This is a genomic window from Anseongella ginsenosidimutans (assembly GCF_008033235.1).
In the GTDB taxonomy this organism is placed as follows: domain Bacteria; phylum Bacteroidota; class Bacteroidia; order Sphingobacteriales; family Sphingobacteriaceae; genus Anseongella; species Anseongella ginsenosidimutans.
On the sequence record NZ_CP042432.1, the window covers coordinates 1,872,473 to 1,897,559 of the forward strand.

The following is a 25,087-nucleotide window of genomic DNA, read 5'->3' on the forward strand; positions in this document are numbered from 1 at the left end:
TTTAACAACCTCCTCTCCGAAATTTGGTTTTACAAAGATGTTCACAATGCTGTTACCGAACAGAGCGTTTCCCTGAGCCGGGCCGGGTAGGTGTCCGTACGTATGTGGGCTTTAAGTTCGTTCAGTATATTATAAAGCCCGAATAAAGTACGATTCATGTAAATGAAGTGTTTCACTCCCCTTGCCTGCTTGAATTCTTTCATTTTGGTGACTTTCTCACCATAGCCGTAAAGTTGGCGGAAGTACTCATCCCGGCCGAAATCAAATTCGCCGGATTTATAAGGCAGGGCGAATAAGGCGATCATTTCCTTGTAATGCCGGTAGTAGAATTCTACCTGGCCTTCGGTATCGCCAGGAAGGATCATTTGCATCTGCCGGAAACAGGCAATGGTTTCTTCCCTGTCGGAAAGCGGTTGGGGGCATACGAAGGAAAAGAAAGGGCTGTAAAAATCTTCCGGAAGCTCCTTTATACAGCCAAAGTCGATAATGCCCAGTTTGCCGCCGGGAAGAACGAGGAAATTCCCGGGATGCGGGTCGGCATGTACAGCGCGCAATTCGTGCAGCTGGAAATTGTAAAAGTCCCAGAGAGCCTGGCCTATTTGGTTTCGGACTTGGGCAGAGGGGTCTGTTTGCAAAAATTCCCGCAGATGCAGCCCTTCCAGCCAATCCATGGTAATTACTTTTTTACAGGAGAGTTCCGGGTAGTACCGGGGAAACACGATGCCGGGCAGGGAGCTTTTGTCTGTAAAGAAACGGGAACGCTCCAGCTCCAGCTCGTAATCGGTTTCTTCAAGCAGCTTTTCCTCTACTTCCTGCATATAAACGCTAAGCTCCTTTTCGCTGACGTCCATGAGTTTCAGCGCAAAAGGCTTTACCATTTTAAGGTCGGAGCTAATGCTCTCGGCCACGCCGGGATACTGGACTTTCACGGCCAGCTCGCGGTCATTGAGCCTCGCCCGGTGTACCTGCCCGATGGAGGCAGCGTTGGAAGAATGCAAATTAAACTCATCGAAGAGGGCGGAGGGCGGTTTCCCGAAATGCCTGGTAAACGTTTTTATAATAAGCGGGCCGGACAGCGGCGGGGCATTGTACTGTGCCATTGAAAAGCGGTCGGTATAGGCTTTGGGCAACAGGTTACGATCCATGCTCAGCATCTGGGCTACTTTAAGCGCGCTGCCTTTCAGCTGACTAAGGGAGTTATAGATGTCCTCCGCATTATCCTTGTTCAGTTCTTCCCTGTCCAGCTGCGGATTGACTAGCTTTTTGGAATAATGTTTCAGGTAGTTGCCGCCAATCCTGATACCGGTACCAATGAATTTTCCGGAACGGCTGATCCTGGAACTGGGGATGCTATTTTGCTCCTTCATAGGCGAATTTAGCGTTCCGGAAAAGGAATTTTCCGTATTCCACCAGGTTATCAAGGGGGCTGTGCCCCATCAGGTCAAATGTTAGCTGAACGCCTTTTTCTATGGCTTCATCCGTTTTTTCAAACTCCGGGCTGGTGTCATTTACCCAGAACCGGATAATGAAAATAAACTGCAGCCAGAGTGCATCCTTGTAGCGCTGGTCAAGGTATTTCCGCTTGCTCAGCTCGCCTGATTCCAGTCCCTGTCCGATGACGTTCTCGCAAAAAAGACGGAAGGACTCGCGGACCTTTCGCAACACACGGACCTCGCCGGGAAAGCGCGGTGAATCTTTAAAACTGTACCGTATAAAGCTCCTGTTAGGCTTCATGGCCTCCGTAAAACTATAAAAGAGTGTCAGTGTTTTGTCCCTGGCCGAGAAGGAAGCGAATTCCGGGGAAGCTGTAACGGCTGCCAGCGTGCTGCCGAAAATTTCGTCCCAGATCCCTGCTTCCAGCGCTTCAAAAGAAGGGTAGTGTCTATAGAAGACACTTTCGGAAAGCCTTAATTTTTTCATAAAGGCGTATACCGATACCGGCTTTTGATTATGGGTAAGTACATGATCGATATAAGCTTCCCTGATACGTTCTTCGGAGGTTTTCTTTTCCATGATTTCCTGATTGTCAATAAATAAACATTCCGCTTCCCGGATAGTTTTACCTTAACGGCGGCAGGACGGCGCGCTTCCCGGTCCCGGTGGGGAAAACTCGTTAAAACAATTGCCCTGAACCGGATGTATAGTATAATGTAATATATTTGTTGGAAAAGAGATTTATTCGGATTTTGGAACGTGAAAAAGTTTTCCATTAGAGACATTGAATGCTTAACGGGCATAAAAGCTCACACTATTCGTATTTGGGAGCAACGTTATAACCTGGTACCCCCCAAGCGTACCGAAACCAATATCCGTTATTACGACAACAGCGACCTCAAAAAATTCCTTAATATATCCACCTTGCTGGAAAACGGCTTCAGAATATCAAAGGTAGCCGAGATGACAGAAGGGGAAATGTGCGATCTTATTGCAGAGCTGGTGGAGAATAACCATGTCTGCGATAAGGCCAACGCACTTTGCACGGCCACCCTGAAGCTCGATGAACAGCAATTTAACCGTACCATATCTTCCTGCGTAGCCGTGATGGGAATTGAGCATACGTTTACGGACGTGATTTTTCCCTTCATGAGGAAGATAGGGTTAATGTGGCAGGTTGGCACTATTAATCCTGCCCACGAGCATTTTATCACCCACCTGATCAGGCAAAAGCTGCATGCTGCTATTGACGAGCTTCCTACCGTGAACTCCGAACTGGCCAGGAAATACCTTTTATTTCTGCCGGAGGGCGAAACGCACGAAGTAGGGCTCCTGTTCGCCAATTATTTACTAAAAGCAAGAGGGCAGCATGTGCTGTACCTTGGGCAGAACCTTCCGCTTTCCGACCTGGAGCAAATTGTCAACTACTACCATCCTAATTACGTACTCACCACCCTTACTTCAGATACTGTTTTCGGGGATATGAACTGCCTGGTTAAGAAAATACAGGAAGTTATCCCCGGCATCCCGGTGCTGCTGACAGGCCCGCTGGTTAAGTGCAACCAGGTCCGGGAAAATGAATTTCTCCATACGCTCAGGGATATCCGCGACCTGCCGGAATTTATAAGGGCACATTCCCATCAGGGAAATGTTTTTTTTACATGTTAATTTATTAATTTTGTTCCGTATACGGATACAGACGAATGGACAATCTTTCATACCTGACCAACGCTCACGCATCTTATATTGAATCCCTTTACAAATCGTATCAAGATGATCCTGCTTCGGTAGAAGCGGAATGGCAAAAATTTTTCGAAGGTTTTGATCTCGGGCAGCGGGAAGGGGCTGACGGGAGACCTGTTACCGGCGATACCGCAACAGGAGAAACCCCTGAACATTTTATCAAGGAAATACGTGTTCTTGATATGATAAATGGCTTCCGTTCACGGGGCCATTTGTTTACAAAAACCAACCCGGTACGGGAACGCCGGAAGTATTATCCCGGCAAGGAGCTGGAAACTTTCGGCCTGGGCGAGGAAGACCTGGATATGGTCTTCAACGCCGGCGTACAGCTGGGCCTGGGGCCGGCGACGCTTCGGGATATTTATCAATTGCTGCAGGATACGTATTGCCAGTCCATTGGCGTGGAGTACAGGTATATCCGAAACCCCCTTAAAATGAAGTGGTTCGAGGATCGCATGGAGCATACCCGGAACACCACTCAGTTCACTACGGAACAAAAGAAACGCATTCTTCATAAGCTGAACCAGGCAGTTGTTTTCGAGAACTTCCTTCATACCAAGTTCCTGGGCCAGAAGAGATTCTCCCTGGAAGGAGCGGAAAGCCTTATTCCGGCTTTGGATGCCGTTATAGAGAAGGGTTCCGAGCTTGGGATTGAAGAGTTTGTAATAGGCATGGCCCACCGCGGGCGCCTGAACGTACTGGCGAATATTCTCAATAAGACCTATAAGGAGATATTCAGTGAATTTGAAGGTAAGAGTTATTCTGTAGAGGACCCTTACGGCGGAGATGTTAAATACCATCTTGGCTTTTCCAATGACGTGGATACAGTGAACGGCAGCAAAGTGCATCTGAGCCTTTGCCCCAATCCTTCCCACCTGGAGGCGGTTGATCCGGTAGCCCAGGGGATGTCGCGGGCCAAAATTGACTTTAAGTACAGCGGGGATTTGAATAAGCTGGCGCCGATCCTCATTCACGGCGACGCCTCCATTGCGGGACAGGGCGTAGTGTATGAAGTGATCCAGATGGCGAAGCTTGAAGGTTACCGTACGGGCGGATCCATTCACCTGGTGATCAATAACCAGGTAGGTTTCACCACGAATTTCCGGGACGGCCGCTCAAGTACGTATTGTACGGATATTGCTAAAGTGACCCTCTCTCCCGTATTCCACGTAAACGGGGACGATGTGGAGGCCCTGGTACACGCTATCCAGATGGCCATGGAATACCGGCAGCAATTCCATAACGACGTCTTTATTGACATACTCTGTTACAGGAGATTCGGCCATAATGAATCGGATGAGCCCAGGTTCACCCAGCCGACCTTATACAAGGCCATTGCCGCCCACCCCAACCCGCGGGAGATTTATGTGGATAAGCTGATTGCCCAGGGAAGCGTGGACGCAAAAATGGCGAAAGAGATGGAGCGGGACTTCCGTAAAATGCTGCAGGAACGGCTTGATGAGGTAAAACATGAACCTCCAAGCACCGTCAAGCCCATCCTGGCGGGAGCATGGACGGGTTACCGTTTTGCTAATGCGGATGATTTTCTTAAATCTCCCAAAACTTCAGTTCCGGAGCAAACGCTGATGGATATCGGCGTGAAAATGAATACGCTTCCTAAAGAAAAGACCTTCTTTAAGAAAATCGAGCGCCTGTGCAATGAGCGCCTGAAAATGATCAGGGAAACAAAAGTCCTTGACTGGGCAATGGGCGAATTGCTTGCCTATGGCACGCTTGTGCTGGAAGGGCACCGCGTTCGCGTGAGCGGCCAGGATGTGGAACGGGGTACTTTTTCGCATCGTCATGCAATTGTAAAGGTGGAGGATTCGGATGAAGAATATACGCCTATTGCCCATTTGTCCAAGGATCAGGCGCCTTTTGAGATCTATAACTCCCATCTTTCGGAATACGGGGTGCTGGGCTTTGAGTATGGTTATGCGATGGCCTTGCCGCAGGCCCTGATCGTCTGGGAAGCGCAATTCGGCGATTTTGCCAATGGCGCCCAGATCATTATTGATCAGTTCTTTGCCAGCGCCGAGAAAAAATGGAAGCGTCAGAACGGGCTGGTCCTGTTGCTGCCGCATGGTTATGAAGGGCAGGGCCCCGAGCATTCTTCTGCTCGCCTGGAACGTTTCCTGGAACTTTCGGCCGAGAACAATATACAGGTAGTGAATTGCAGCACGCCGGCCCAGCTATTCCATGTGCTGCGCCGCCAGCTGAAGCGCGATTTTCGCAAACCGCTCGTGATCTTTACCCCTAAGAGCCTGTTGAGGCATCCTAAATGCGTAAGTCCGCTGAAGGACTTCGCCAAGGGAGGTTTCCAGGAAGTGATCGATGATGATAATGTTTCCGTGAAGGATGTAAGAAGGGTGCTTTTGTGCAACGGTAAAATGTATTATGATTTGCTGGAGGCTCAGGAAAAAGAAAAACGCAAGGATATAGCGCTTGTTCGCGTGGAGCAGCTTTACCCTACTCCCATTGATCAGATTGAAAAGATCCGGGAAAAATACAAGCACGCCAAAGAATTCTTCTGGGTGCAGGAAGAGCCGGAAAACATGGGCGCATGGCCGTATATTTCCAGGAAGTTCCGCAAGAGAAACCTGGATGTGATCAGCAGGCGGGAGAGCAGCAGCCCGGCTACCGGCTATGCGAAACAACATACGGCACAGCAATTGGAGATCATAGCAAAGGCGTTTGAAGAACCTGTAAGCGAGGTAAGTCCGGAAGTGAAATCAAAGGTACGGAAGACGGTGAAGAAGGCGGTTAAAACGGACTAGCCTTACCTTAGCCTTAGTTTAAAGAAGGTTTGAAGTTTAAGGTTTGAAGTTTTTAGTTTCTGGTTTGAAGTTTTTAGTTTCTGGTTTTTAGTTTGTGGTTTTTAGAGAGGGGGGCCGGGGTACTTATCTCCGGGCTATTAAAGACCCGATATTAAATAAAAAATAAATTATAATGAGCGTAGAAATGAAGGTGCCGCCTGTAGGCGAATCGATCAACGAGGTAACCTTATCAAGCTGGCTGAAGAAGGACGGTGATTACGTTGAAATGGACGAAGTGATCGCTGAAATGGAATCAGATAAGGCTACATTCGAACTAACCGCTGAAAAGGCGGGTGTCCTGCATATCAAAGCTCAGGAAGGTGATACCGTCCCGGTAGGGGAAGTAGTTTGCGTTATTGAGGAAGGGGAAGGGGCACCGAAGGAAGAAGCTGCTTCCGGCAAAGAAACCGGTGGCGGTGAGTCAGCTGGCAAAGAAGGAGCTGACAAAGAAGCAGCTGGAAAGGAAGCGGCGGCTGCCGCCGAAAAGGAATCTGCTCCGGCTGAGGAAGTACCGGCATCTGAAGGTAGTGATAAGTTCCCTTCTCCGGCGGCGGCAAAAATACTGGCCGAAAAAGGTATTGATCCGGCATCGGTGAACGGAACCGGTAAGGACGGCCGTATCACCAAGGACGATGCGCTGAAAGCAAAGGCCCCCGCGTCGGAGAGCGCCGGCGGCAATGAAAAGGCCGCGCCTGCTCAGACGCCGTCTGCTCCCCGCGAAAGCCAGCCAAAAATAGCTGCTGTCGCGCCTGCGGGAGCCGGCTCCCGGGAAGAACGCCGCGAGCGCATGTCCAATCTCCGTAAAACCATTTCCAGGCGCCTGGTACAGGTCAAGAACGATACCGCCATGCTTACCACCTTCAACGAAGTGGATATGTCAGGTATCATGGAATTGCGCGCCCGGTACAAAGATAAATTCAAGGAAAAATACGGGGTAGGCCTTGGTTTTATGTCCTTTTTCAGCAGGGCTTGCTGCCAGGCTTTGAAGGAATTCCCCGCGGTAAATGCGCGGATTGACGGCGATGAACTTGTATATAATGATTACGTTGATATTTCCATCGCGGTATCCACACCCCGCGGCCTGGTAGTCCCCGTCATCAGGAACGCCGAAACCCTGTCCCTTGATGCGATTGAAAACAAAGTGATTGAACTTGCTGTAAAGGCCCGGGACGGCAAGCTGACGATTGAAGAAATGACCGGCGGCACGTTCACCATCACCAACGGAGGCGTGTTCGGTTCTATGCTGTCTACCCCGATTATCAATGCACCGCAGTCTGCCATTCTGGGAATGCATAATATCGTGGAGCGCCCCGTTGTCCTGAATAAGGAAATTGTGATACGTCCCGTGATGTATGTGGCTCTGTCCTATGACCACCGTGTCATAGACGGAAAAGAGTCGGTGAGCTTCCTGGTTCGCGTTAAGCAATTGCTGGAAGACCCGGCAAGATTGCTGCTGGGCGTTTAGGCGCACGGCCGCGAGAACCGGCGGCCCTGGCCTGCAGGCAGCAAGGTGAAGAACGGGCAGGTGTGATGCCCGGATGGCAGTGCCCGGATAACAAAAATGTTTCATTGCTTTTCCGATAAAATGCTGATTTTTACATGGTAACAGCAGGGAGAAGCAATGAAAAAGATCAGCCGGTTTTTCTGGTTTTGTGCGGGAGCTAATATTCCCCTTCTTGACAAACATCCCACCGAGCATAATAAATATTTCAGCATAGGAGCGACGGTGGTTTTTACCGCGCTTTTTGCCGCGCTGGCCGGCGGTTATGCCTTGTATTTTGTTTTCTCAGGCAGTCCGGGCGCGGTACTGCTCGTCATCTTCTTTGGAATACTCTGGGGGCTGGCCATCTTTAATTTAGACTGCTACATTGTATCCAGCATCAGTAAGCAGGACACAGCCTGGAAGCAATTCCTGCAGGCCAGCCCCCGCATTATTCTCGCCGTGTTGATCGCTATCGTGATCGCCCGCCCCCTGGAACTCAAAATATTCGACAAGGAAATACGGGCGGAACTAAAGGAGCAATTTCTCGCAGATGCTAAAGCGCGCATCGATACCGTTAATAAGAGCTTTGATAAGAAATACGCCCTTGAGTCCGGCCGGGCAGCCGCGCTGAAAGCGGAAGGCGATAGCCTGTACAAGGAGATCAATGAATTAAGATACGTACTGAACCAGGAATTCTTCGGAGAAAAGACCAGTCAAACGTCGGGGATCCAGGGCTATGGCCCCTATTCAAAGAAGAAGGAGGAGGTCATCCGGCAAAAAGAGGAAAGGCTCGCCTACCTTCGAAATGAATACGCCCGCGCCGATAGCTTTATCCTGGTTCGCAAAAAGGCCGACGGGCTTCTGGACCAGGTTATCCCCGGAGAAGCAACCCTGGATAGCCTCGCGAGCCTCGCCGGCTTTGCCGATCGCAACAGCGCACTTTCCGGGATCTCCGAATTAAGCACCGGCCAAAACGACAAAAGTACCGCTGGCGCCGTACTGTTTATTACCCTCCTTTTTGTCGCTTTTGAATGTATGCCGGTGTTTGTAAAGCTCATTTCTTCCAAAGGCCCCTACGATGAAGAAATCCTTACCCGTGAAACGCTCCGCATACGCGAACTTGAACGGGAGCGGGAGGCAACGGAACGTATCAAAAACCGGACGCAGGAAACATATATAGATGCCGAAGCTGGAAAACAAAGCTCCATTATCCGCAGCAAAGCAATAGCCGAATTGGAACTAACCGAAACCGCCATCGAAGCCTGGAAGAACAAGGAACGCAAGGGCATCGCCGAAAATATCACCGATTATATCCGGATGAAGTAGGCCTCCGCTTGATTTCCGGCCGGAAAGGCGCAAATGCCGTAGAAATGCCGGGGCTTAAATATTGCATTCCGAAGGCGTTAGTGTTACTTTTGGTTTAAAATTACTGTTATGAATAATAGTTCTTTGGCTCAGGAGATCATCGCTCTGCGAAAAAGTAAAAGGCTTTCGCAGGAAAAGCTGGCCGAGCTGGCTTCCATTAACCTGAGAACATTGCAGCGTATTGAAAAGGGGGAAACCGAACCGAGAGGTGATACGCTCAGGCTAATTGCTGCGGCATTGGAGGTACCACTGGAAAACCTGTTCTACGCCCTGGAAAAGAAGGACGCGCAGGAAAAGAAGGACCCGCAGGAACAGAAGGACGTGCCGGAAAAGGAAGATTTGCCAGAAAAGGAAGATAAAAGCTTTCTGCACTTCCTGAACCTATCCGCCTTGTCATTCTGGTTTATTCCTTTTGGAAATATTTTTGTGCCGATGTTCCTTTGGCATATAAAAAAGGATCAGGTAAAGAATGCCCGGAACCTTGGAAAGCGCATTATTAACTTCCAGATCACCTGGTCGCTGGCAGCTTTCTTGTTATTTTGCTATCTGATTATGGCGAAAATTATGCATCTTCAATTGTTTTTTCCGCCTATCGTTGGCTGGCTGATGCTGCCAGGATTTTACATACTGAATACCTTCCTGATACTGCTGGCATCTTATCAATTAAACAGCGGCAGGGAGAAAATTTTTTCAGCTTCTCTGAAAATAGTTCGCTAAGCTTTAACCCGGCAATACCTCTTTGCCGGAAAGATCGAATGTTTCCGGTTGTGCTTCAGATCTGATGTCGGGTCAGCGATCGTTTGATGTTATTTTCGCCTCGCTGACTTCCAGATTCTTGCCGGACTCAGTTTCGGGCAATGGCTTTGCCGGAACCGCTGCTTGATATGCTTTTACGGACAGGGTTGCCACTGTAGTGAACATTTCCGGAGCCGCTGATACGGGCCTCAAGTTCCTCCTCAACCCTTAGCCAGGCATTTCCGGAACCGCTGATATGGATTTCCGCCTCGTTGACTTCCAGGTTCTTTCCGGAAAAGTCGCCCGATCCGGAAACCCGGATATCTGCTTCGCCGCTGCTGCCTGAGACGACCAGTTTCCCGGAACCGCTGATATGGCTTTCCAGCGAAGATACGTTAATGGGCGCTTGTATGTTTCCCGATCCGCTTACATACAAGCCAAGGGAATTATTGCGCAGCTCGCTTTCAGATTTGATGGTTCCGGAACCGCTTACGGAGAGAGCATTGAGTTCCTTATACGTGATGTAAATATTGACGGGCCCATTATCAATCCAGCCCTTCCAATCCCACCATTTCCTTTCGGTGTAAATTTTCAGCGTTCCGTCCCTGACCTCGGTCTTTATCTTATTCATGGTTTCGGAATCACCTTCCATCCGGAGGCTTTCCCTGGCGCCTTCTTCAATAAAAACTTCAAAGGAGCCTTCCAGGCTAATGGCCTCGAACCCGGATATGTCACGGGACTGCGAATTTTGCGCGGTTGCACTAGGTATACAGCCTGAGAGAAGAATAATGCTGATCAAGAGTTTTGCGGGAAACCTTTTCATATTGTTGGGTTTTCTATATAAGACGCTCCCAAAACGGAAAAAGTTGCAGGTCACTGCCGCTTCTCCGGCCTTCTATTTATTGCCGGGTGCTTACGAATGAAGAGGCGGCGATATTCCAATCGTGATTACGCATTAAACCGAAATTCCGGTAGTACAACCGTCCTTTGGTATTTATGAGGGCCAGTTTTCCATTGTTTGCCGAGATGGCGCTTCCATCGCTTCCATCCAGCTGGGTCCAGTTATTTCCCTCCCGCTGGTATATATTGCCAACTGTATTTGTGAGAAAAACGGTTCCGTCATTTGCAACGGTAATATCCCGGCCATCGCTGCCGCTGGTCTGCGTCCAGCCCGAACCGTTGAACTGGTATATTTTTCCAACAGTATTGATGAGCCATACCTGTCCGCCTCCTGCGGCAATTCGGATTCCGTCGCTGCCTGGCATCTGCTTCCATGAGGATCCCTGAAATTGATAGATCTTGCCGGCTGTGTTCACCATCCAAATGGCGCCGTCCTGGTTAATGGCTATATCTATTGCGTCGCTGCCGGGCATTCTTTCCCAGGTTTCGCTTATTAACCGGTAAATCATCCCTTCTGTATTGACCAGGCAGACGCTGTTATTATTTGCGGCAATGGAACGTCCGGCGCTTCCCGACAAGCGGCGCCAGTCCTTGCCTTCGTACCGGTAAATAAGGCCTGCGGTATTCACCAGGTAATAAACTCCGTTAGCATCAACAGTGATGTCCCTGCCGTCGCTGCCAATCAACAACTTCCAGGTTTGGCTGTGCAGCGTTTTCCTGGCAACGGCAGATGCGCAGGGGTCTTTCCGGAAATAATCAGATATAATTTCCCCTTGCTGCTCAGCATTATAATCGCCCAGCGTTTTTGTTGCATCGCAGACATAAGAATAAGCGTCGTCAGATAGTACCTGGTTATCAATTGCCTGGGCGCCATACCATAGCAAACCATAATGTTCAATTTGCCATGCATGGGTAAGCTCATGCGCGAAAGCTGCTTTATTGCTGTCAGAATCCAGGCATTTATCATAAAGTGCGCCCATGTAGATCCTGATGTGGCCGTCAATGGTCGGGCGAACATAAGGCCTGCCGCCAAGTCCCGTACCGTCCGTAATGGTGATTTCATCGCGCGGAGGAAATTCCCTTTCAAAAATGGACAATGCGAACTGGTACTCTTCCGTTGAGATCCTTCTTTTTTTCATGACTTTGCTTTTTTGTTTTCCGGCAACAGGTCAAAGTCGTTCCAATCCAAGCCCTGGTATTTGTCTGGCTTTTTCGGTGTCGCCTTGTACAAATATGCGGTAATAACTACCTGGATAAATAGTAAAAAAGCGGCAAGATAGCGCAGGCATCAGAATGTACTTAACTCGGACGGGCGGAAAATGTGTTTGGTTTGAAAGTGATCAGATAAGCTGTAGCGTGGATTGGCTGCTGCCAATAAGGCGGCGTCTATTGATCAGGATTTCTACCAGATTTTACCCAGTCAAGATAGTTTTCAATCTGCCCTCCTAAATAGTAAGGAAGATTCAACAGCAGGTATTTTTTGCCGTTTAGTGTAAATATGTGATCTGTTTTAAGTTTTCCATTGTATAGTCTTACCGCCAGGTTATGCGGAGCAGTATCCATAAATGCGTGCAAAGATCTTAGGGACCCTGTAGAACCGGATTTTACTTCAATGGGAATAATATTTCCATTGTGTTGCATTACAAAATCAACCTCCGCAGAGGCGTCTGCCTTTTGGCGTACCCAAAAATTAAGACTGTTAAGTACCTTGAATTTCGATGCAAGCAGTTCCTGACCTCCTTTAGGATGTTTCTATGCAACATTTTTCCCATTTTGGGGGCAAATTTACAAAATAATCGCCCTGTTTTGTGGGTAAATTCATGAAAATATTACCCTATTTTGACGGCAAATCTGAAACAACTACGGTATGCCATTACTTCAAACCGGGCTTGTTGCCCGGGAATTCAAATCACTTTGCTTATGGAATAAACACCAACGGCGAGGATCACCAGCGCGCTTATCCAGAGGCTGACATCATAAAAGCGGGTTGGGAGGAGGTTTGCCGGCGTGCGCCGGTACCTGAAATTATACGCGGCAAAAACAACGATCAGCAGCAGGATGGATGTACTGAACCCGCCTAGCAGGATCATCAAAACCGGGAGCTTAATGAAGAGGTAGAGCAGCGACCAGGCAAAGGGAAAAACCCAGGCCATGATGGCAATGCTTTTTTTCCTTGTTTCCTGCCGGTAAAAATCAAGCCAGCCTATTTGCCCGAAGGCATCGGAGAAAATGCGCGTCCAGCTGGCCAGGGCGGCAAACAAGGTAGAGTAAAGAACAATAAAGGCACCCAGCAGGTATACCGATTTTGCCCAGGGGCCGAGGGTTTCCGTATAAATATAGGACAAGGTCTCAATCATTGCGTATCCTTCCGGTACGGTGCCCTGGCGGTGCAGGATAGCTGCACCCAGGAGATAAAAGGCTGCTGTTACCAAGGTATAAATGAGCATGGAAAAGAGGGCATCCAGGTACATCACCGATATCCATCCCTTCGCCCTGCGCTGCCATTCCGGAGTATCCCGGTAAGGGCCGGTAAACCGGGCATAGCCCTTCTCAATGCACCAGTAATTATAATACATGATCTCATCCCCGCCTACGCCGGTAATGCCGAAGGCGGCGATCGCCACGCCAACAGCCGCCACGGGCAGGTTGAATGATAACCCGCTGGCTATTTCATCCCAGCCTAATGCGTATGGGGTATATTGAAGCGAAAAAAGCGAGGCAAAGGTCAGGAGCGTGAATAAGCCGATCATCAGGAGGCAAAGTTTTTCGACCGAACCATAATACCCTTTATAAACCAGTAAGGCGGCCGAAATGGCTGCCAGAAAGGTCCAGGCCGGAACCGGAAGGAAAGCGAAGGCGATATGCAGGGCAATCGCTACCCCTCCAATGATACCGCCCACCTGCAGTAGCTTGAACAGCTGGATGAAAAGCCAGGTCCAGATGGTCCAGCTGGCCTTGCCCAGGCGGGGGCCGGGAAGCCGGTTGAAGGCGGCCATAATGGTCTCGCCCGAATAAATAGCATGCTTGCCAAATTCAAGCTGGAGCGTTACTTTCACCAGGCAGCTCAGTAGGATTACCCAGAAGGTAATAAATCCCGCTTTCGCCCCAAGTGTAGTGGTGGCGATCAGTTCCCCGGAACCGACGATGGCTGCCGAGAGAATAAAGCCGGGGCCTAATTGCCGGAATTTCCCGGAAAATGTTACCGGCGGCTCCCGGATGCTGTCCTCCGAGAGCAGGTAAGGATCTTCCCGCAACGGGTTGTTTGTTGGTTCAGGCAAAGCTTCTTTTTACCTAATTTAGCACATTTGTCCGAATAATCCTTAACGGGGTCCGGAATTTCCCGCAAAGGCATCATCTCGCCGCGATTTGCATTTCCCGGATGAGGTCCATCAGGTATCCGGGGTATATGCCAAACCAGACCAGCATCAGCAGGAGGGCGGCAAGCGTAGTGCCTCCGATTATATAGAATGCCGGGTGCAGCGATTCGCTTGTTTCCCGGGCATCCGGCGGCTGGAGCATCATGACTACCAGGCGCAGGTAATAGAATAGCCCGATAACGCTATTGATAACCAGCATAATGACCAGCAGCCAGCGGCTGGAATCCACGCCGGCTGCCACCACGTAGAATTTGCCTATGAAACCGGCGGTGAGCGGAATGCCCGCTAGTGACAGAAGCATGGCGGTAAATACCAGGGCCAGCCAGGGGCGGTTCCAGAGGAGGCCTTTATAGTCTTCCATCTTTTCGGCATCGCGTACGGGATCGGAAAGCACGGTAAGGACGCCGAAGGCGCCCAGCGTGGTGATGAAATATGCAACCAGGTAAAAGATGACGGCTTCCACGCCGGCGCCGCCCGCATTTCCAGCAACGGCGATAAAGGCTACCAGAAGGTAACCCAGGTGGGCGACAGAGGAGTAGGCCAGGAGGCGTTTTACATTTTGCTGCATAAGCGCAAGCAGGTTTCCTGCGAACATGGAAATAATGGCGATTACCGAGAAAATAAGCAGGAGTACAGGGTAGCGGTAAGCATTCACCTCTGCAAAGAAGCGAAGCAAAAGGATCATCATTCCCCCTTTGGAAACAGTGGCGATAAAGGCGGTTACCGGGGCTGGAGCGCCCTCGTACACATCGGCAGTCCACATATGAAAGGGCACCACAGCCAGCTTGAAGCCGATGCCCACGATCATCATTCCGAAACCGGCCATCAGCAGCGGGGTAAGCTGCTCCATCGCTGCCAGGGATTTGCCTATTTCCGGGAAAGACATATTCCCGGTCTGCGCGTAAATAAGCGCCATGCCAAACAACAGGAAGGCGGAAGAAAAGGCGGCCAGGATCAGGTACTTAATACCAGCTTCATCTGATCTTTCGCGGCGGCGAAGGTAGGCGATAAGGCCGTAAAGGCTTACGCTAAGTGTTTCCAGCCCCAGAAACAGGGAAGCGAAATGCCGGCTGATGACCAGGACCAGTGCGCCCAGGGTAGCCAGGACCAGCAGCACATAATATTCTTCCCTGCGGCTTTCTCTTTGTTCAAAATAGCCGTAGGAAAGGAGGGTTACGGCCAGCGCTGCCAGCAGGATAAGCCCCATGCTGAAAATGCCTGCGCCGTCAATGATAAAGAGCGGCTCAATAATATGCGGAATGCTGTCATATGAATAAAAAACTCCTGCAAACGCGGCGAGGAAGGAGAGCAGGGTCAGTATATACATTAACAGGTGATTGCGGCGAATGGCAATGGCGCTGATCAATACGAGGGCTGCTGCCGAACAGATCAGTAAAGGGAGAATGCTCATAAAATCAGTTCCGTTCATCGAAGACCTCCTTTTCGCCGGGTTGGATTTTCAAAGTATTCTCCGCCTGATTTAGCGCGGGGGCGCCGGGTGAGATGTTGAAGACGCTTCCTGGCTGGTTTAGTTTCATGATCGCATTTTCCGATGTTTCCAACGCTTTTTGCGGAAATAAGCCAAGCCAGATGATCGCCGCCACCAGGGGCATCATGATCAGGTACTCCCGGAGCCGCATATCTGGAAATTCCCATTCCTTCTGTGTTTGTCCGAAAAACACTTTCTGCATAATGCGCAGCGAGTAGATAGTGGCGATTACCAGGCCCGTCGCGGCCAGTACCGTCATTAGCCGGTTGGAAGGCCAGGTACCGTTTAACGTGAGGAACTCCGCAATGAAATTTCCCAGGCCCGGCAATCCCAGGGAAGCCATGACAAAGACCATCATGGCGGCGCCGAGCGCCGGATGCCCTTTCCACAAACCTCCCATTTGGGTAATGTCCCGGGTATGCGTACGTTCGTACAGCATTCCTGCCAGGAGAAATAAGGCTCCCGTGCTGATGCCGTGGGTGATCATTTGCATCACTACTCCCTGCAGCGCCATTTCAGTAAAGGCAAATACCCCCAGCATGACGAAACCCATGTGGCTTACGCTCGTGTAGGCAATGAGCCGTTTCAGATCGGTTTGGGCAAAGGCGAGCTTGCCTCCGTACAGGATCCCGATCACGCCCAGCAGCATTCCCCAGGGAGCGAAGTTCATGGCTTGTTCCGGGAACAGCGGCAATACAAAGCGGATCAGGCCATAGGCCCCGGTCTTTAGCAGCAATCCGGCCAATACCAGGCTGCCGGCGGTAGGGGCTTCTCCATGCGCATCGGGAAGCCAGTTGTGGAAGGGGAAGGCGGGCAGTTTCACGATAAAGGCAAGGAGGAAGCCGCCCATGAGCCAGCCGGCAATACCTGCCGGTAATTCCGTACCCAGTAAGTCAAAATAATCGAAGGAATAGTTCCCGGAGCTTTGTCCCTGGATGAAATAAAGCCCCAGGATGGCCAGTAACATGAATAGCCCGCTGGCCTGCGTGAAAATAAAAAATTTATAAGCGGCGTAAATGCGGTTTGCGTGGCCCCAGATACCGATCAGGAAATACATAGGAATGAGCATGACTTCCCAGAAAAAATAAAAGAGAAAAAGGTCCATTGTCAGAAATACGCCGGTTATGCCGGCGAGTACCCAAAGCAGGTTAAAATGAAAGAAGCCGGGCCGCTCCCTGATCTCTTTCCAGGAGCAAAGCACGCCCAGCGCTCCCAGGAAAAAGGTAAGCAGGAGCATTAGCAGGCTCAGGCCGTCGAGCGCTAAATGAAAGCGGATGCCGAAGCGGGGGATCCATTCCAGGTTCAGGTCTGTTATCCATTCCCCGGGCGATGGGTTTTGCAGCCAGATTCCCAGGGCGATGGCGAAGTCAAGAAGCACCGCTGCCAGGGCCGTATACCGCGCCAGCAACACATTCCAGCGGGCAATCAGCCAGGAAAGCAGCCCTCCGGTCAGCAGGATCAATATCAGCCAGGCGAGGATCATATTTAAAATAGTTTCATGCTAAAATGCTAATAGTCAAAATAATAAGGGCTCCTATCGCAGCGCCGAGAATGTATTGCCGGAGGATTCCTGTTTGGGTTTGAATAAATTGCCTGTTCAGCCAGAAGCTGAAGGAAGCAAGGCTTGTATAAAATTTATCCGTAATATCTTCACGGTTGATGGCAGCCAGCCATTTATAGGGCCTTACCAAGAGGGCTCCGTATAATTGGTCAAAGGCCCATCCGGAATGAAAAAGCCGCTGCAAGCCCCTGGTGCTTTTATCCAGTCCGGGCAGCAGCTGCGGTTTCCGTATAAAAAACAACCAGGAAATATAAATGCCTCCAAAAGTGAGTATCGCGGCGATGCCCTGGGAGAGCCATTCCAGTGCGATGGACTCCCTGACGGAGTGGGATACCGGCAATACGGTATTCAGAAAGCCGGAAAATAAGGTAATATGCCCCAGGTTATGCGGTAATTCGATAAAGCCGGCAAAGATGGAAAAGAAAGCAAGGATCAGCAGCGGGACAGTCATCGCCTTGCCCGGATGATGAGAAACGGCTGTTTTGACTTCACCCCAGAAGGTGATGAACACCATCCGGAAGGTATATATAGCGGTAAGAAATGCTCCCGTTAACGCTGCAAGCCATAGCCAGGTACTGCCATTTTCACCGGCGAAGGCCAGCCAGACGATCTGGTCCTTGCTGTAAAAACCGGCGGTGATAAGGGGCAGCGCAGCCAGGGATGCGGAGCCGGCGAGAAAAGTCCAATAGACCACGGGAAGTTCCTTGCGCAAGCCGCCCATTTTGAACATATCCTGTTCGTGATGCAGGGCTTCGATCACGGCGCCCGCTCCCAGGAATAGCAAGGCCTTGAAGAAAGCATGGGTAAAAAAATGGAAAATGGCGGCCGTCCATGCGCCGAGCCCCAGCGCCAGGAACATATACCCGATCTGGCTGATGGTGGAGTAGGCCAGCACCCGTTTCAGGTCCCGCTGGCAAAGGGCGCTGAACCCAGCAATGAGCAGCGTCAGAGCCCCGATAAGCGCCACGGTACTCATTGCCGCGGGAGAAAGCTCGAAGATGGGATGCATCCTGGCGATCAGGTAGACCCCGGCCGTAACCATGGTGGCAGCATGGATCAGCGCCGAAACCGGGGTGGGGCCGGCCATTGCATCTGGAAGCCAGGTCTGCAGGGGCAGCTGGGCTGATTTTCCCACCGCTCCGCCAAGCAGAAGCAGCGCAATTACCGTGGGGCTGGCGGCGGCAGGCCATACGCCTTCCGTACCGCTCAGGATCTCCCGGATATTCAGGGTGCCGAATGCCTGGAACAGCATAAATAATCCGATGGCAAAGGCCGTATCGCCGATCCGGGTAACAATAAATGCTTTTTGCGCAGCCGCTCCGTTTACAGGATCCTTATACCAGAAACCGATAAGAAGGAAGGAGCAAAGGCCTACGCCTTCCCATCCCAAATACATCAGCAGCAGGTTGTCGGCCAGCACCAGCATCAGCATGGAGCCCACGAACAGGTTCAGGTAAGCGAAAAAGCGAGTGAAGCCCTCATCTTTGGCCATGTAGCCGGTGGAATAGACATGGATCAGGAAACCCACAAACGTAATGACAAAGGTAAAAACCAGTGACAGGGAATCCAGGTAAAGGGTGATCCCGGGGCTCCAGCCAGCCACGTCAAACCATTCCCAAAGCCGGAGTGTCAGGGGTTCGCCTTTCCCGGAAATAAACGCAACGCCGGTAATAATAGTCAGCAGCGCGGAAAGCCCCATGCTTCCGCAGCCAATGATCCCTGCTGCCGGTTTAGAAAGCCGGCCGCCGGCAAGGATCAGGATCATTGCTCCTAAATAGGGGAAAGCCGGAATTAACCACCATGCCATATTGGTTCAAAGTTTAATGTTCAAAGTTCAACGTTGGCTACGACGGGCGCCGCCTTTTGCAGGAACTTTGACTTCGTTCAAAATTTCATTTTACTTGCCGCATCGCTGTCAATTGTTTTGAGTTGATGATAGATCTGGAGGATCAGCGCAAGGCCTACGGAAACTTCGGCGGCGGCCATGGCCAGGATGAACATGAACATGATCTGTCCGTCGGGCTGGCTCCAGCGCGCCCCGGCCACGATAAATGCCAGCCCTGCAGCGTTCAGCATGATCTCTACGGACATCAGCATGAAAAGTATGTTCCTCCGTATTAATACGCTCAGCAAGCCAAGCATAAAAAGTATGCCTGCCAGCAGCAGGCCGGTTTCCATTGGCGGTAAATTCATCTGTCACTCCTTTCCAGGAAGCGGTGTACGATCTTTTTCCGCTGCCGCCCCAGGTGATAGGCGCCCACTATGCCGGCCATCAGTAACATGGCCGATAGTTCAACCGCCAGCATATAAGGGCCGTACAGGGACAAGGCTACTTCTTTCGTATCCACTACCTTTATTTGTTCGTTGTTTACGTAATCTTCTGAATAGATGAGCCAGATCAGTTCCACCAGCAGTACCAGGGACAGTAATGCCGGGAATATCCATATGCGGGGGCTTAGCCACTGTTTTTCTTCTCCGGCCGATTCGCCTCCGAGATTTAGCATCATGATCACGAATACCATCAGGACCATGATGGCGCCTGCGTACACGATCAGTTCCAGGGCGGCGATAAACGGGGCTCCGTAGGTAAAAAAGATGACTGCAACCGCCATAAAGGAGGTTACCAGGTATAGCAGGGCATGCATGATATTATACCGGGTCACCACCATGATGGTGCAAACGACGGCGATGACCGCTGCTATGTTAAAAGCGAGGTTCATGGCAATAAGTCTTTCAGGTTTACAGGAGGATCTTCTTTCTGCGCTTCGCCTTTTCCTTTTCCGCCAATGGCCAGCCCCGCTACTTTATAGTAGTTGTATCCATGGTATTTTCCCTGGCCGTTTATCAGCAGGTCTTCCTTTTCATAGACCAGGTTCTGCCGGTCGTACTCCGCCATTTCATAGTCCGGTATGAGCTGGATCGCATAGGTAGGGCAGGCTTCCTCACAATAGCCGCAATAAATGCAGCGGGAAAAATTGATCCGGAAAAACTCCGGGTAACGGCGCCCCTCCTCGTCTTCGGCGGCTTGAAGCGCAATGCAGTCAACCGGGCAAGCCGCTGCGCAAAGGTAACAGCCTACACATCGTTCACCCATATCAGGGTCACGGGTCAGCACGATCCTTCCCCGCCACCGCGCCGGTAAAGGGGCTTTCTTTTCCGGATACTGATACGTTTCCCGCTTATGGAACATATGCAGGAAAGTCAGCCACATGGTTCTTAATAAACTGTACATACTATAACAATTTTATCGCTGCCGTCACCAGTAAATTCAGCAGTGAAAGAGGCAGCAAGAATTTCCAACCGTATTCCATCAGCTGGTCATACCTGGGGCGTGGCAGCGACGCCCGCAACAGGATGAACAAGCAAATGAACGCGAAGGTCTTAATCACAAACCAGATGATAGGGGGCAGGAAATCCGGCCCAAGCCAGCCGCCGAAATAGAGCGTCGTTACAAGGCATGATATCAGCGTAACGCCCATGTATTCACCGATAAAGAACATACCGAATTTCATTCCCGAATATTCCGAATGGAAGCCGGCGACCAGCTCGCTTTCCGATTCGGGTATGTCGAAAGGCAGGCGGTGGGTCTCGGCGATCCCGGCCACCAGGAAAATGAAAAAGCCGACAAACTGCGGGAAAATAAACCATCCGCCCTGCTGGGCCAGTACAATGTCCTTCAGATTAAAGGATCCGCTCAATAGGACCACACCCATCAGCGACAGTCCCATGAATACTTCATAGGTGATCATCTGTGCCGCTCCGCGCATGGCGCCCAGCAAGGAATATTTATTGTTGGAAGCCCAGCCTCCCAGCATAATGCTGTAGGCTCCCAGGGAAGAGAAGGCGAGGAACAGCAGGATGCCAATGTTAAAGTCAGCTACCATAAGGCCGGGCGCAAAAGGGATAATGGTAAAGCTCATGAGTACGGTAGCAACCACAATGGCGGGTGCGAAGACGAAGACCAGGCGGTCGGCAAAGGGAGGGACCCAGTCCTCCTTGAAAAACATTTTAATGGAATCGGCCAGGACGATCAGTATGCCGAAGGGGCCCGCGCGGTTGGGGCCATAGCGGTCCTGCCATAAGGCCAGCAGCCGCCTTTCCAGCCAGATAAGGCCGGCGGCGGTATTCAGTACCACGAATAGGACACCTCCAATGATCCACCAGGGATTAATAGCTGCTTCCATTTCTTCCATCCGACTTTAGTTTTACCCATCCGGGAAGATCCATATAGGGAACACCCGTTAGTCCGAGCGGAACCGTCCCCATGCCCGGCGGGCAATTTTCTTCTATTTGCAGGGGCAGTTTATATTCCTGCCCTTTGTACTGGAATTCCAAAGAGTCGCCGTTGCCCAGCCCCCATAAAGCGGCATCTTTTGTACTGACCCTCAGCCCGGGCGCGGGACTTTGGGAAGCGATCCCCGGCGTATAAACACTGAGTTCTTCAGTGCCGAAAATAAAGTGGCGCGGAATGAGGTAAAGGCAGCCTTCCCGTGCCTGAAAGGGCGCTGCTTGTTCGGCAAAAAAGGCCGTTTCTCCCACCTCTTCCGGGTGGATCAGGCGTTTCCCTGGATCGCCTCCGTGCAGGGAGCCGCCTACTTCTACCTGGTACTTATTGACGGACTGTATGGAGTTCCATCCCGGCGACCAGAAAAAAGGAATGACGGAAGAAGGAGGAATGCCTTTGTAGCCTTCCATTGTAAAGGAAAGCGGGGTATCCTCGTCTTCTGGCGGCTTGGGTTCGCTTACCTGGATGTGGGCATCTTTAGCTGTGCGGCCGCTGTAACGATGAGGCTGCCGCGGGATCTTCTGTGCGCCAATCCGGAAATCCGCGGAGGGGCTGATTTCTTCCACACCCTGGAATTGCGGCAGCACCCTGGCCATTTCGCGCAGAAAGTCATCAAATGTTTTAAGATGACTCAGGTTTTCCCTGCTGCAGGCGCCCGCCAGCTGCTGAAGCCATCGCCAGCTTTCCTGTATAGGTTCATCTGGCGTAAATACCTGGAAGAAACGCTGACCCCGCCCCTCACTGTTTACCAGCGTGCCGTCTGCTTCGGCAAAGGTGGCCACGGGAATGAGCATACCGGCTGCTTCCGCCGTTTGATGATATAAATGGTCGAGCAGGATCACCTCCCGGCTGCTTTGGAAGAATTCATCGGCCAGCTCCTTTTCCGCCCGGCGGTAAAGATCGTTTTCAAGTATTATTACGGTATCGGAATGCCCGCTTTTAACGGCGTCAAGGGCTGATTCGAACCGGTGTCCGCCCATCATGGCCAGCCCCATACTGTTACATTCGGGAACCGTAAGGGCAAGCCGGACATTCCTTCCCTTTTTGGAAAGGGCCCAGGCAACATCGGCAGCTGAACGTATGACCGGCTCGCTGCCGGCGCCGTAGCCGGAAATGATCAGCGGACGTTCGGCCCGAAGTAACGTGTCGGCGATCAGGGAAACCAGCGTTCTTTCTTCGTCGTTAAGCCGTTTGATTTCCGTAGTGGCGGCATAGATCGAATGCGCAACGGCAAAGCCAAGGCGGGAAATATCGTCAGGGCTTTCATACAGGCTTTTCGCGGCAAGCTCATCCTGTTTAGCCGGGTAAGGGGTAATGCTGTACAAAGGCGCCTTGTCATCCTGGATGGCTTCACGAATTGCGGCATCCTGCCAAAGCGGGACCTTTATGGATTGGGAAATTGCTTCGGCAGGTGAGCGTTGCACCGCCTGCCGGAGGGCCAGCGCCATCCTGGGGGCGGTATTTATCAGGTCTTCTCCCAGTATCAGGATGGCGTCGGCCTGTTCGATCTCGCCAAGAGTGGGTGTCTTTGCCGGGCCTTCCTTCAGGATGCGGAGCGAAAGATTCACCAGGTCGAAGTCTGTATCGGAAACGCCATGGTAAAAGTTATCCTCTCCCACCAGCATGCGCAGGGCAAAATTGGATTCCAGGGAAGCTCTCGGTGAGCCGACGCCCAGGACTTTCCCTTCCATGATCTTAGCGGCCGCAGCGCTAAGGAGGCTGTTTTTGTCTTTGGCCGCGGGCTTGTCTTTCAGGGCGATTTCGCGGATGCGGTTATCGCTATTGACAAACTCATAGCCGAAACGCCCCCTGTCACAGATAAAGTAGCCGTTCACTTCGCCGTTAAAGCGGCTGCTGATCTGCCGAAGCTCCCCGTACCGTTCGCTCGCAATAATATTACAGCCCATTCCGCATCCCTGGCAAACGGACGGCGCACTGCGCATATCCCATTTACGGGTATAATGCTGTTTCAGTGTTTTATCGGTGAAAACGCCCGTGGGACAGACTTCCGCCAGGTTCCCGCTGAATTCGTTTTCCAGCACGCCGTCCTCACTTCGGCCAAAATATACGTGATTATGCGCTCCCATAGCGTCCAGGTCTTTGCCGCCCGCATAATCTTTGTAAAAGCGTACGCAGCGGTAGCAATGGATGCAGCGGTTCATTTCATGGTTAAGGAAGGGTCCCAGGTACTGGTTCCGGTAGGTGCGTTTGTTAAACCGGTAGTCCCGGTAATTATGTCCTGTCATTACGGTCATGTCCTGCAGATGGCAGGAGCCTCCTTCATCGCAAACGGCGCAGTCGTGAGGATGGTTGGTCATGAGCCATTCAATGATATGCGCCCTGAAATCCACCGCTTCACTATTACTGATGGAAATCCGGGCCTGGTCACGTACGGGCTCCATGCAGGCCATCACCAGCTTGCCCTGCGCATCTTCTTCATCCTTAAAAGATTTTACGGCGCACTGCCGGCAGGCGCCCACCGATCCCATGGCCGGGTGCCAGCAAAAGTAGGGCAGGTTAAAGCCGAGTGAAAGACAGGCTTCCAGCAGGTTTTTACCTTCCTTTACTTCATAAGGAGCGTTATCAATGAATAGTGTGGCCATAAGGACATCTTTTTTCGTGAATATGCTGCTCAAAATCCTGTCTGAAATATTTCAGAGCGCTTTGCAAGGGTTCCATGGCGCCGGGCGCCAGCGCGCAGAAGGTATGACCGGGTCCCAGGGCCTTCGTGTGGAATGCCAGTGTATCCAGGTCGTTTTCCCTGCCTTCCCCGTTCTCCAGGGCTTTTAATATTTTTTCAGTCCAGGGAAGGCCTTCCCGACAGGGGGTACACCAGCCGCAGGACTCCTGTGCAAAAAAATGCTCCAGGTTATGTACGAAGCCAACAGGGCAGGTCCGGTCATCCAGGACAACCACCGTTCCCGTGCCGAGCCGGCTTCCGGCCGCCGCTACCGATCCGTAATCCATGGCCACATCCAGGTGTTCTTCCACCAGGAAATCGGTGGAAGCGCCTCCCGGCAATGCGCCTCTGAAATGAAATCCGTCCTTCATGCCACCGGCATGTTCTTCGATCAGTTCCCGGAGCGTAACGCCCATGGGAAGTTCCCAGGCTCCCGGCCGCTTCACCTGCCCGCTTACACCATAGATTTTCGTGCCTCCGTCCTGCGGGTTCTTGCTCAGGTTCCTGAACCAGTCCGCCCCCATGGAAATAATGTGCGGAATGCAGGAAAAGGTTTCCACGTTATTCACGATTGTGGGTTTTCCGAACAGGCCGCTTACCTGGGGGAAGGGAGGTTTGGCCCTGGGGGTGGCCCGCTTTCCCTCAAGAGAATTCAGCAGCGCTGTTTCTTCTCCGCACATGTAACGCCCCACACCGGTATGCAGGTGCATTTTCAGATGGAAGCCGCTTCCAAGGATATTTTGCCCGAGGTAGCCCGACAGTTCGGCTTCTGCGATTGCCCTACGAATTCCTTCAGCCGCTGTTTTGTAAGCCCAGCGCAGAAACACATATCCTTCCGTGGCCTGTATGGCATAAGCGGCGATCAGCATGCCTTCCAGTAATTGATGCGGGTGCCCTTCCAGCAGCCACCTGTCCTTGAACGTCCCCGGCTCCATTTCATCGGCATTGCAGATCAGGTATTTCGTGTCAATATTTTCGTCCATGGGCACGAAGCTCCATTTCATCCCGGTATTAAAGCCCGCCCCGCCCCGGCCTTTCAGGTTGGAATCCTTTACTTCCGCCGTAATTTCCGCCGGCGACATTCCCAATGCCTTGCGCAGCGCCTGGTAACCTCCCAGCCTTTCATATTCTTCCAGGCTAAGCGGGCTGCCGTCTGTTTTGATATGGGTGGTTAGGGGTTTCATTTGTAGTTTAAGGTTTAAAGTTCAAAGTATAAAGT

General features: G+C 51.4%; 20 protein-coding genes. 5 read left to right on the forward strand and 15 right to left on the reverse strand.

Going from position 1 to position 25,087, the window contains the following annotated elements; genetic code table 11:
• Positions 1-41 precede the first annotated feature (41 nt).
• Together FRZ59_RS07915 and FRZ59_RS07920 are read right to left on the reverse strand one after the other, a co-directional pair.
• On the reverse strand, positions 42-1,367 hold the full coding sequence (locus FRZ59_RS07915) for an ABC1 kinase family protein (RefSeq protein ID WP_132129384.1): 1,326 nt from the start codon (positions 1,365-1,367) through the stop codon (positions 42-44).
• Positions 1,351-2,013 (reverse strand): TetR/AcrR family transcriptional regulator, encoded by a 663-nt coding sequence (locus FRZ59_RS07920; protein ID WP_132129385.1) that lies wholly within the window; start codon positions 2,011-2,013, stop codon positions 1,351-1,353. The genes FRZ59_RS07915 and FRZ59_RS07920 overlap by 17 nt, the downstream gene beginning before the upstream one ends.
• Positions 2,014-2,193: 180 nt before the next feature.
• Here FRZ59_RS07920 and FRZ59_RS07925 point away from each other — a divergent pair, with 180 nt between their 5' ends.
• From FRZ59_RS07925 to FRZ59_RS07945, 5 genes are all read left to right on the forward strand, one after another.
• The gene (locus FRZ59_RS07925) at positions 2,194-3,102 is read left to right on the forward strand and encodes a MerR family transcriptional regulator (RefSeq protein ID WP_132129386.1); all 909 of its coding nucleotides are present in this window, start codon (positions 2,194-2,196) and stop codon (positions 3,100-3,102) included.
• A 35-nt stretch (positions 3,103-3,137) separates the two neighbouring features.
• Complete coding sequence (locus FRZ59_RS07930; RefSeq protein WP_132129387.1) at positions 3,138-5,954, forward strand: 2-oxoglutarate dehydrogenase E1 component; 2,817 nt, start codon at positions 3,138-3,140, stop codon at positions 5,952-5,954.
• A gap of 172 nt (positions 5,955-6,126) precedes the next feature.
• Complete coding sequence (odhB, locus tag FRZ59_RS07935; protein WP_132129388.1) at positions 6,127-7,458, forward strand: 2-oxoglutarate dehydrogenase complex dihydrolipoyllysine-residue succinyltransferase; 1,332 nt, start codon at positions 6,127-6,129, stop codon at positions 7,456-7,458.
• Positions 7,459-7,614: 156 nt separating this feature from the next.
• Positions 7,615-8,802 carry a DUF4407 domain-containing protein gene (locus tag FRZ59_RS07940; protein ID WP_132129389.1) on the forward strand — a complete coding sequence of 396 codons (1,188 nt, stop codon included), beginning with the start codon at positions 7,615-7,617 and terminating at the stop codon, positions 8,800-8,802.
• A 108-nt stretch (positions 8,803-8,910) separates the two neighbouring features.
• Positions 8,911-9,558, forward strand: a complete 648-nt coding sequence (locus FRZ59_RS07945) for a helix-turn-helix domain-containing protein (protein WP_132129390.1) — start codon at positions 8,911-8,913, stop codon at positions 9,556-9,558.
• 127 nt (positions 9,559-9,685) lie between these two features.
• Here the strand turns inward: FRZ59_RS07945 and FRZ59_RS07950 are convergent, their stop codons facing one another.
• The 13 genes from FRZ59_RS07950 to nuoF all read right to left on the reverse strand — a co-directional run bounded on the left by FRZ59_RS07950 (position 9,686) and on the right by nuoF (position 25,052).
• Entirely contained in the window at positions 9,686-10,399 is a 714-nt protein-coding gene (locus FRZ59_RS07950) for a head GIN domain-containing protein (RefSeq protein WP_132129391.1), read from the reverse strand.
• Between the two features lie 76 nt (positions 10,400-10,475).
• A complete protein-coding gene (locus FRZ59_RS07955; protein ID WP_132129392.1) occupies positions 10,476-11,615 on the reverse strand; it encodes a tectonin domain-containing protein in 1,140 nt (379 codons plus the stop codon).
• A gap of 247 nt (positions 11,616-11,862) precedes the next feature.
• Complete coding sequence (locus tag FRZ59_RS19955; RefSeq protein ID WP_132129477.1) at positions 11,863-12,204, reverse strand: DUF4143 domain-containing protein; 342 nt, start codon at positions 12,202-12,204, stop codon at positions 11,863-11,865.
• Positions 12,205-12,380: 176 nt separating this feature from the next.
• The gene (locus tag FRZ59_RS07965; protein ID WP_207910289.1) at positions 12,381-13,754 is read right to left on the reverse strand and encodes an Nramp family divalent metal transporter; all 1,374 of its coding nucleotides are present in this window, start codon (positions 13,752-13,754) and stop codon (positions 12,381-12,383) included.
• A 73-nt stretch (positions 13,755-13,827) separates the two neighbouring features.
• On the reverse strand, positions 13,828-15,282 hold the full coding sequence (locus FRZ59_RS07970; RefSeq protein WP_132129393.1) for an NADH-quinone oxidoreductase subunit N: 1,455 nt from the start codon (positions 15,280-15,282) through the stop codon (positions 13,828-13,830).
• Complete coding sequence (locus FRZ59_RS07975) at positions 15,269-16,825, reverse strand: complex I subunit 4 family protein (protein ID WP_132129394.1); 1,557 nt, start codon at positions 16,823-16,825, stop codon at positions 15,269-15,271. Before FRZ59_RS07975 ends, FRZ59_RS07970 begins: the two co-directional genes overlap by 14 nt.
• 13 nt (positions 16,826-16,838) lie before the next feature.
• Positions 16,839-18,710, reverse strand: a complete 1,872-nt coding sequence (nuoL, locus tag FRZ59_RS07980; RefSeq protein WP_132129395.1) for an NADH-quinone oxidoreductase subunit L — start codon at positions 18,708-18,710, stop codon at positions 16,839-16,841.
• 77 nt (positions 18,711-18,787) lie between these two features.
• The gene (nuoK, locus tag FRZ59_RS07985; RefSeq protein WP_132129396.1) at positions 18,788-19,096 is read right to left on the reverse strand and encodes an NADH-quinone oxidoreductase subunit NuoK; all 309 of its coding nucleotides are present in this window, start codon (positions 19,094-19,096) and stop codon (positions 18,788-18,790) included.
• Positions 19,093-19,623, reverse strand: coding sequence for an NADH-quinone oxidoreductase subunit J (nuoJ, locus tag FRZ59_RS07990; protein ID WP_132129397.1), 531 nt, complete (start codon positions 19,621-19,623; stop codon positions 19,093-19,095). The genes nuoK and nuoJ overlap by 4 nt, the downstream gene beginning before the upstream one ends.
• A complete protein-coding gene (gene nuoI / locus FRZ59_RS07995; protein WP_132129398.1) occupies positions 19,620-20,135 on the reverse strand; it encodes an NADH-quinone oxidoreductase subunit NuoI in 516 nt (171 codons plus the stop codon). Before nuoI ends, nuoJ begins: the two co-directional genes overlap by 4 nt.
• 1 nt (position 20,136) lies before the next feature.
• Positions 20,137-21,096 carry an NADH-quinone oxidoreductase subunit NuoH gene (gene nuoH / locus FRZ59_RS08000; protein WP_207910290.1) on the reverse strand — a complete coding sequence of 320 codons (960 nt, stop codon included), beginning with the start codon at positions 21,094-21,096 and terminating at the stop codon, positions 20,137-20,139.
• Entirely contained in the window at positions 21,071-23,791 is a 2,721-nt protein-coding gene (gene nuoG, locus FRZ59_RS08005; protein ID WP_132129399.1) for an NADH-quinone oxidoreductase subunit NuoG, read from the reverse strand. The genes nuoH and nuoG overlap by 26 nt, the downstream gene beginning before the upstream one ends.
• Positions 23,772-25,052: an NADH-quinone oxidoreductase subunit NuoF gene (gene nuoF, locus FRZ59_RS08010; RefSeq protein ID WP_132129400.1), complete on the reverse strand. Its 1,281-nt coding sequence runs from the start codon at positions 25,050-25,052 to the stop codon at positions 23,772-23,774. The genes nuoG and nuoF overlap by 20 nt, the downstream gene beginning before the upstream one ends.
• Between the last annotated feature and the right edge of the window lie 35 nt (positions 25,053-25,087).

What these genes read in the sequence shown, in the direction of transcription:
- FRZ59_RS07915 (WP_132129384.1), bottom strand. Translation starts at nt 1,367, where the DNA reads ATGAAGGAGCAAAATAGCATCCCCAGTTCCAGGATCAGCCGTTCCGGA.
- FRZ59_RS07920 (WP_132129385.1), bottom strand. Translation starts at nt 2,013, where the DNA reads ATGGAAAAGAAAACCTCCGAAGAACGTATCAGGGAAGCTTATATCGAT.
- FRZ59_RS07930 (WP_132129387.1), top strand. Translation starts at nt 3,138, where the DNA reads ATGGACAATCTTTCATACCTGACCAACGCTCACGCATCTTATATTGAA.
- odhB (WP_132129388.1), top strand. Translation starts at nt 6,127, where the DNA reads ATGAGCGTAGAAATGAAGGTGCCGCCTGTAGGCGAATCGATCAACGAG.
- FRZ59_RS07940 (WP_132129389.1), top strand. Translation starts at nt 7,615, where the DNA reads ATGAAAAAGATCAGCCGGTTTTTCTGGTTTTGTGCGGGAGCTAATATT.
- FRZ59_RS07945 (WP_132129390.1), top strand. Translation starts at nt 8,911, where the DNA reads ATGAATAATAGTTCTTTGGCTCAGGAGATCATCGCTCTGCGAAAAAGT.
- FRZ59_RS07950 (WP_132129391.1), bottom strand. Translation starts at nt 10,399, where the DNA reads ATGAAAAGGTTTCCCGCAAAACTCTTGATCAGCATTATTCTTCTCTCA.
- FRZ59_RS07955 (WP_132129392.1), bottom strand. Translation starts at nt 11,615, where the DNA reads ATGAAAAAAAGAAGGATCTCAACGGAAGAGTACCAGTTCGCATTGTCC.
- FRZ59_RS07970 (WP_132129393.1), bottom strand. Translation starts at nt 15,282, where the DNA reads ATGAACGGAACTGATTTTATGAGCATTCTCCCTTTACTGATCTGTTCG.
- FRZ59_RS07975 (WP_132129394.1), bottom strand. Translation starts at nt 16,825, where the DNA reads ATGATCCTCGCCTGGCTGATATTGATCCTGCTGACCGGAGGGCTGCTT.
- nuoL (WP_132129395.1), bottom strand. Translation starts at nt 18,710, where the DNA reads ATGGCATGGTGGTTAATTCCGGCTTTCCCCTATTTAGGAGCAATGATC.
- nuoK (WP_132129396.1), bottom strand. Translation starts at nt 19,096, where the DNA reads ATGAATTTACCGCCAATGGAAACCGGCCTGCTGCTGGCAGGCATACTT.
- nuoJ (WP_132129397.1), bottom strand. Translation starts at nt 19,623, where the DNA reads ATGAACCTCGCTTTTAACATAGCAGCGGTCATCGCCGTCGTTTGCACC.
- nuoI (WP_132129398.1), bottom strand. Translation starts at nt 20,135, where the DNA reads ATGTACAGTTTATTAAGAACCATGTGGCTGACTTTCCTGCATATGTTC.
- nuoH (WP_207910290.1), bottom strand. Translation starts at nt 21,096, where the DNA reads ATGGAAGAAATGGAAGCAGCTATTAATCCCTGGTGGATCATTGGAGGT.
- nuoG (WP_132129399.1), bottom strand. Translation starts at nt 23,791, where the DNA reads ATGGCCACACTATTCATTGATAACGCTCCTTATGAAGTAAAGGAAGGT.
- nuoF (WP_132129400.1), bottom strand. Translation starts at nt 25,052, where the DNA reads ATGAAACCCCTAACCACCCATATCAAAACAGACGGCAGCCCGCTTAGC.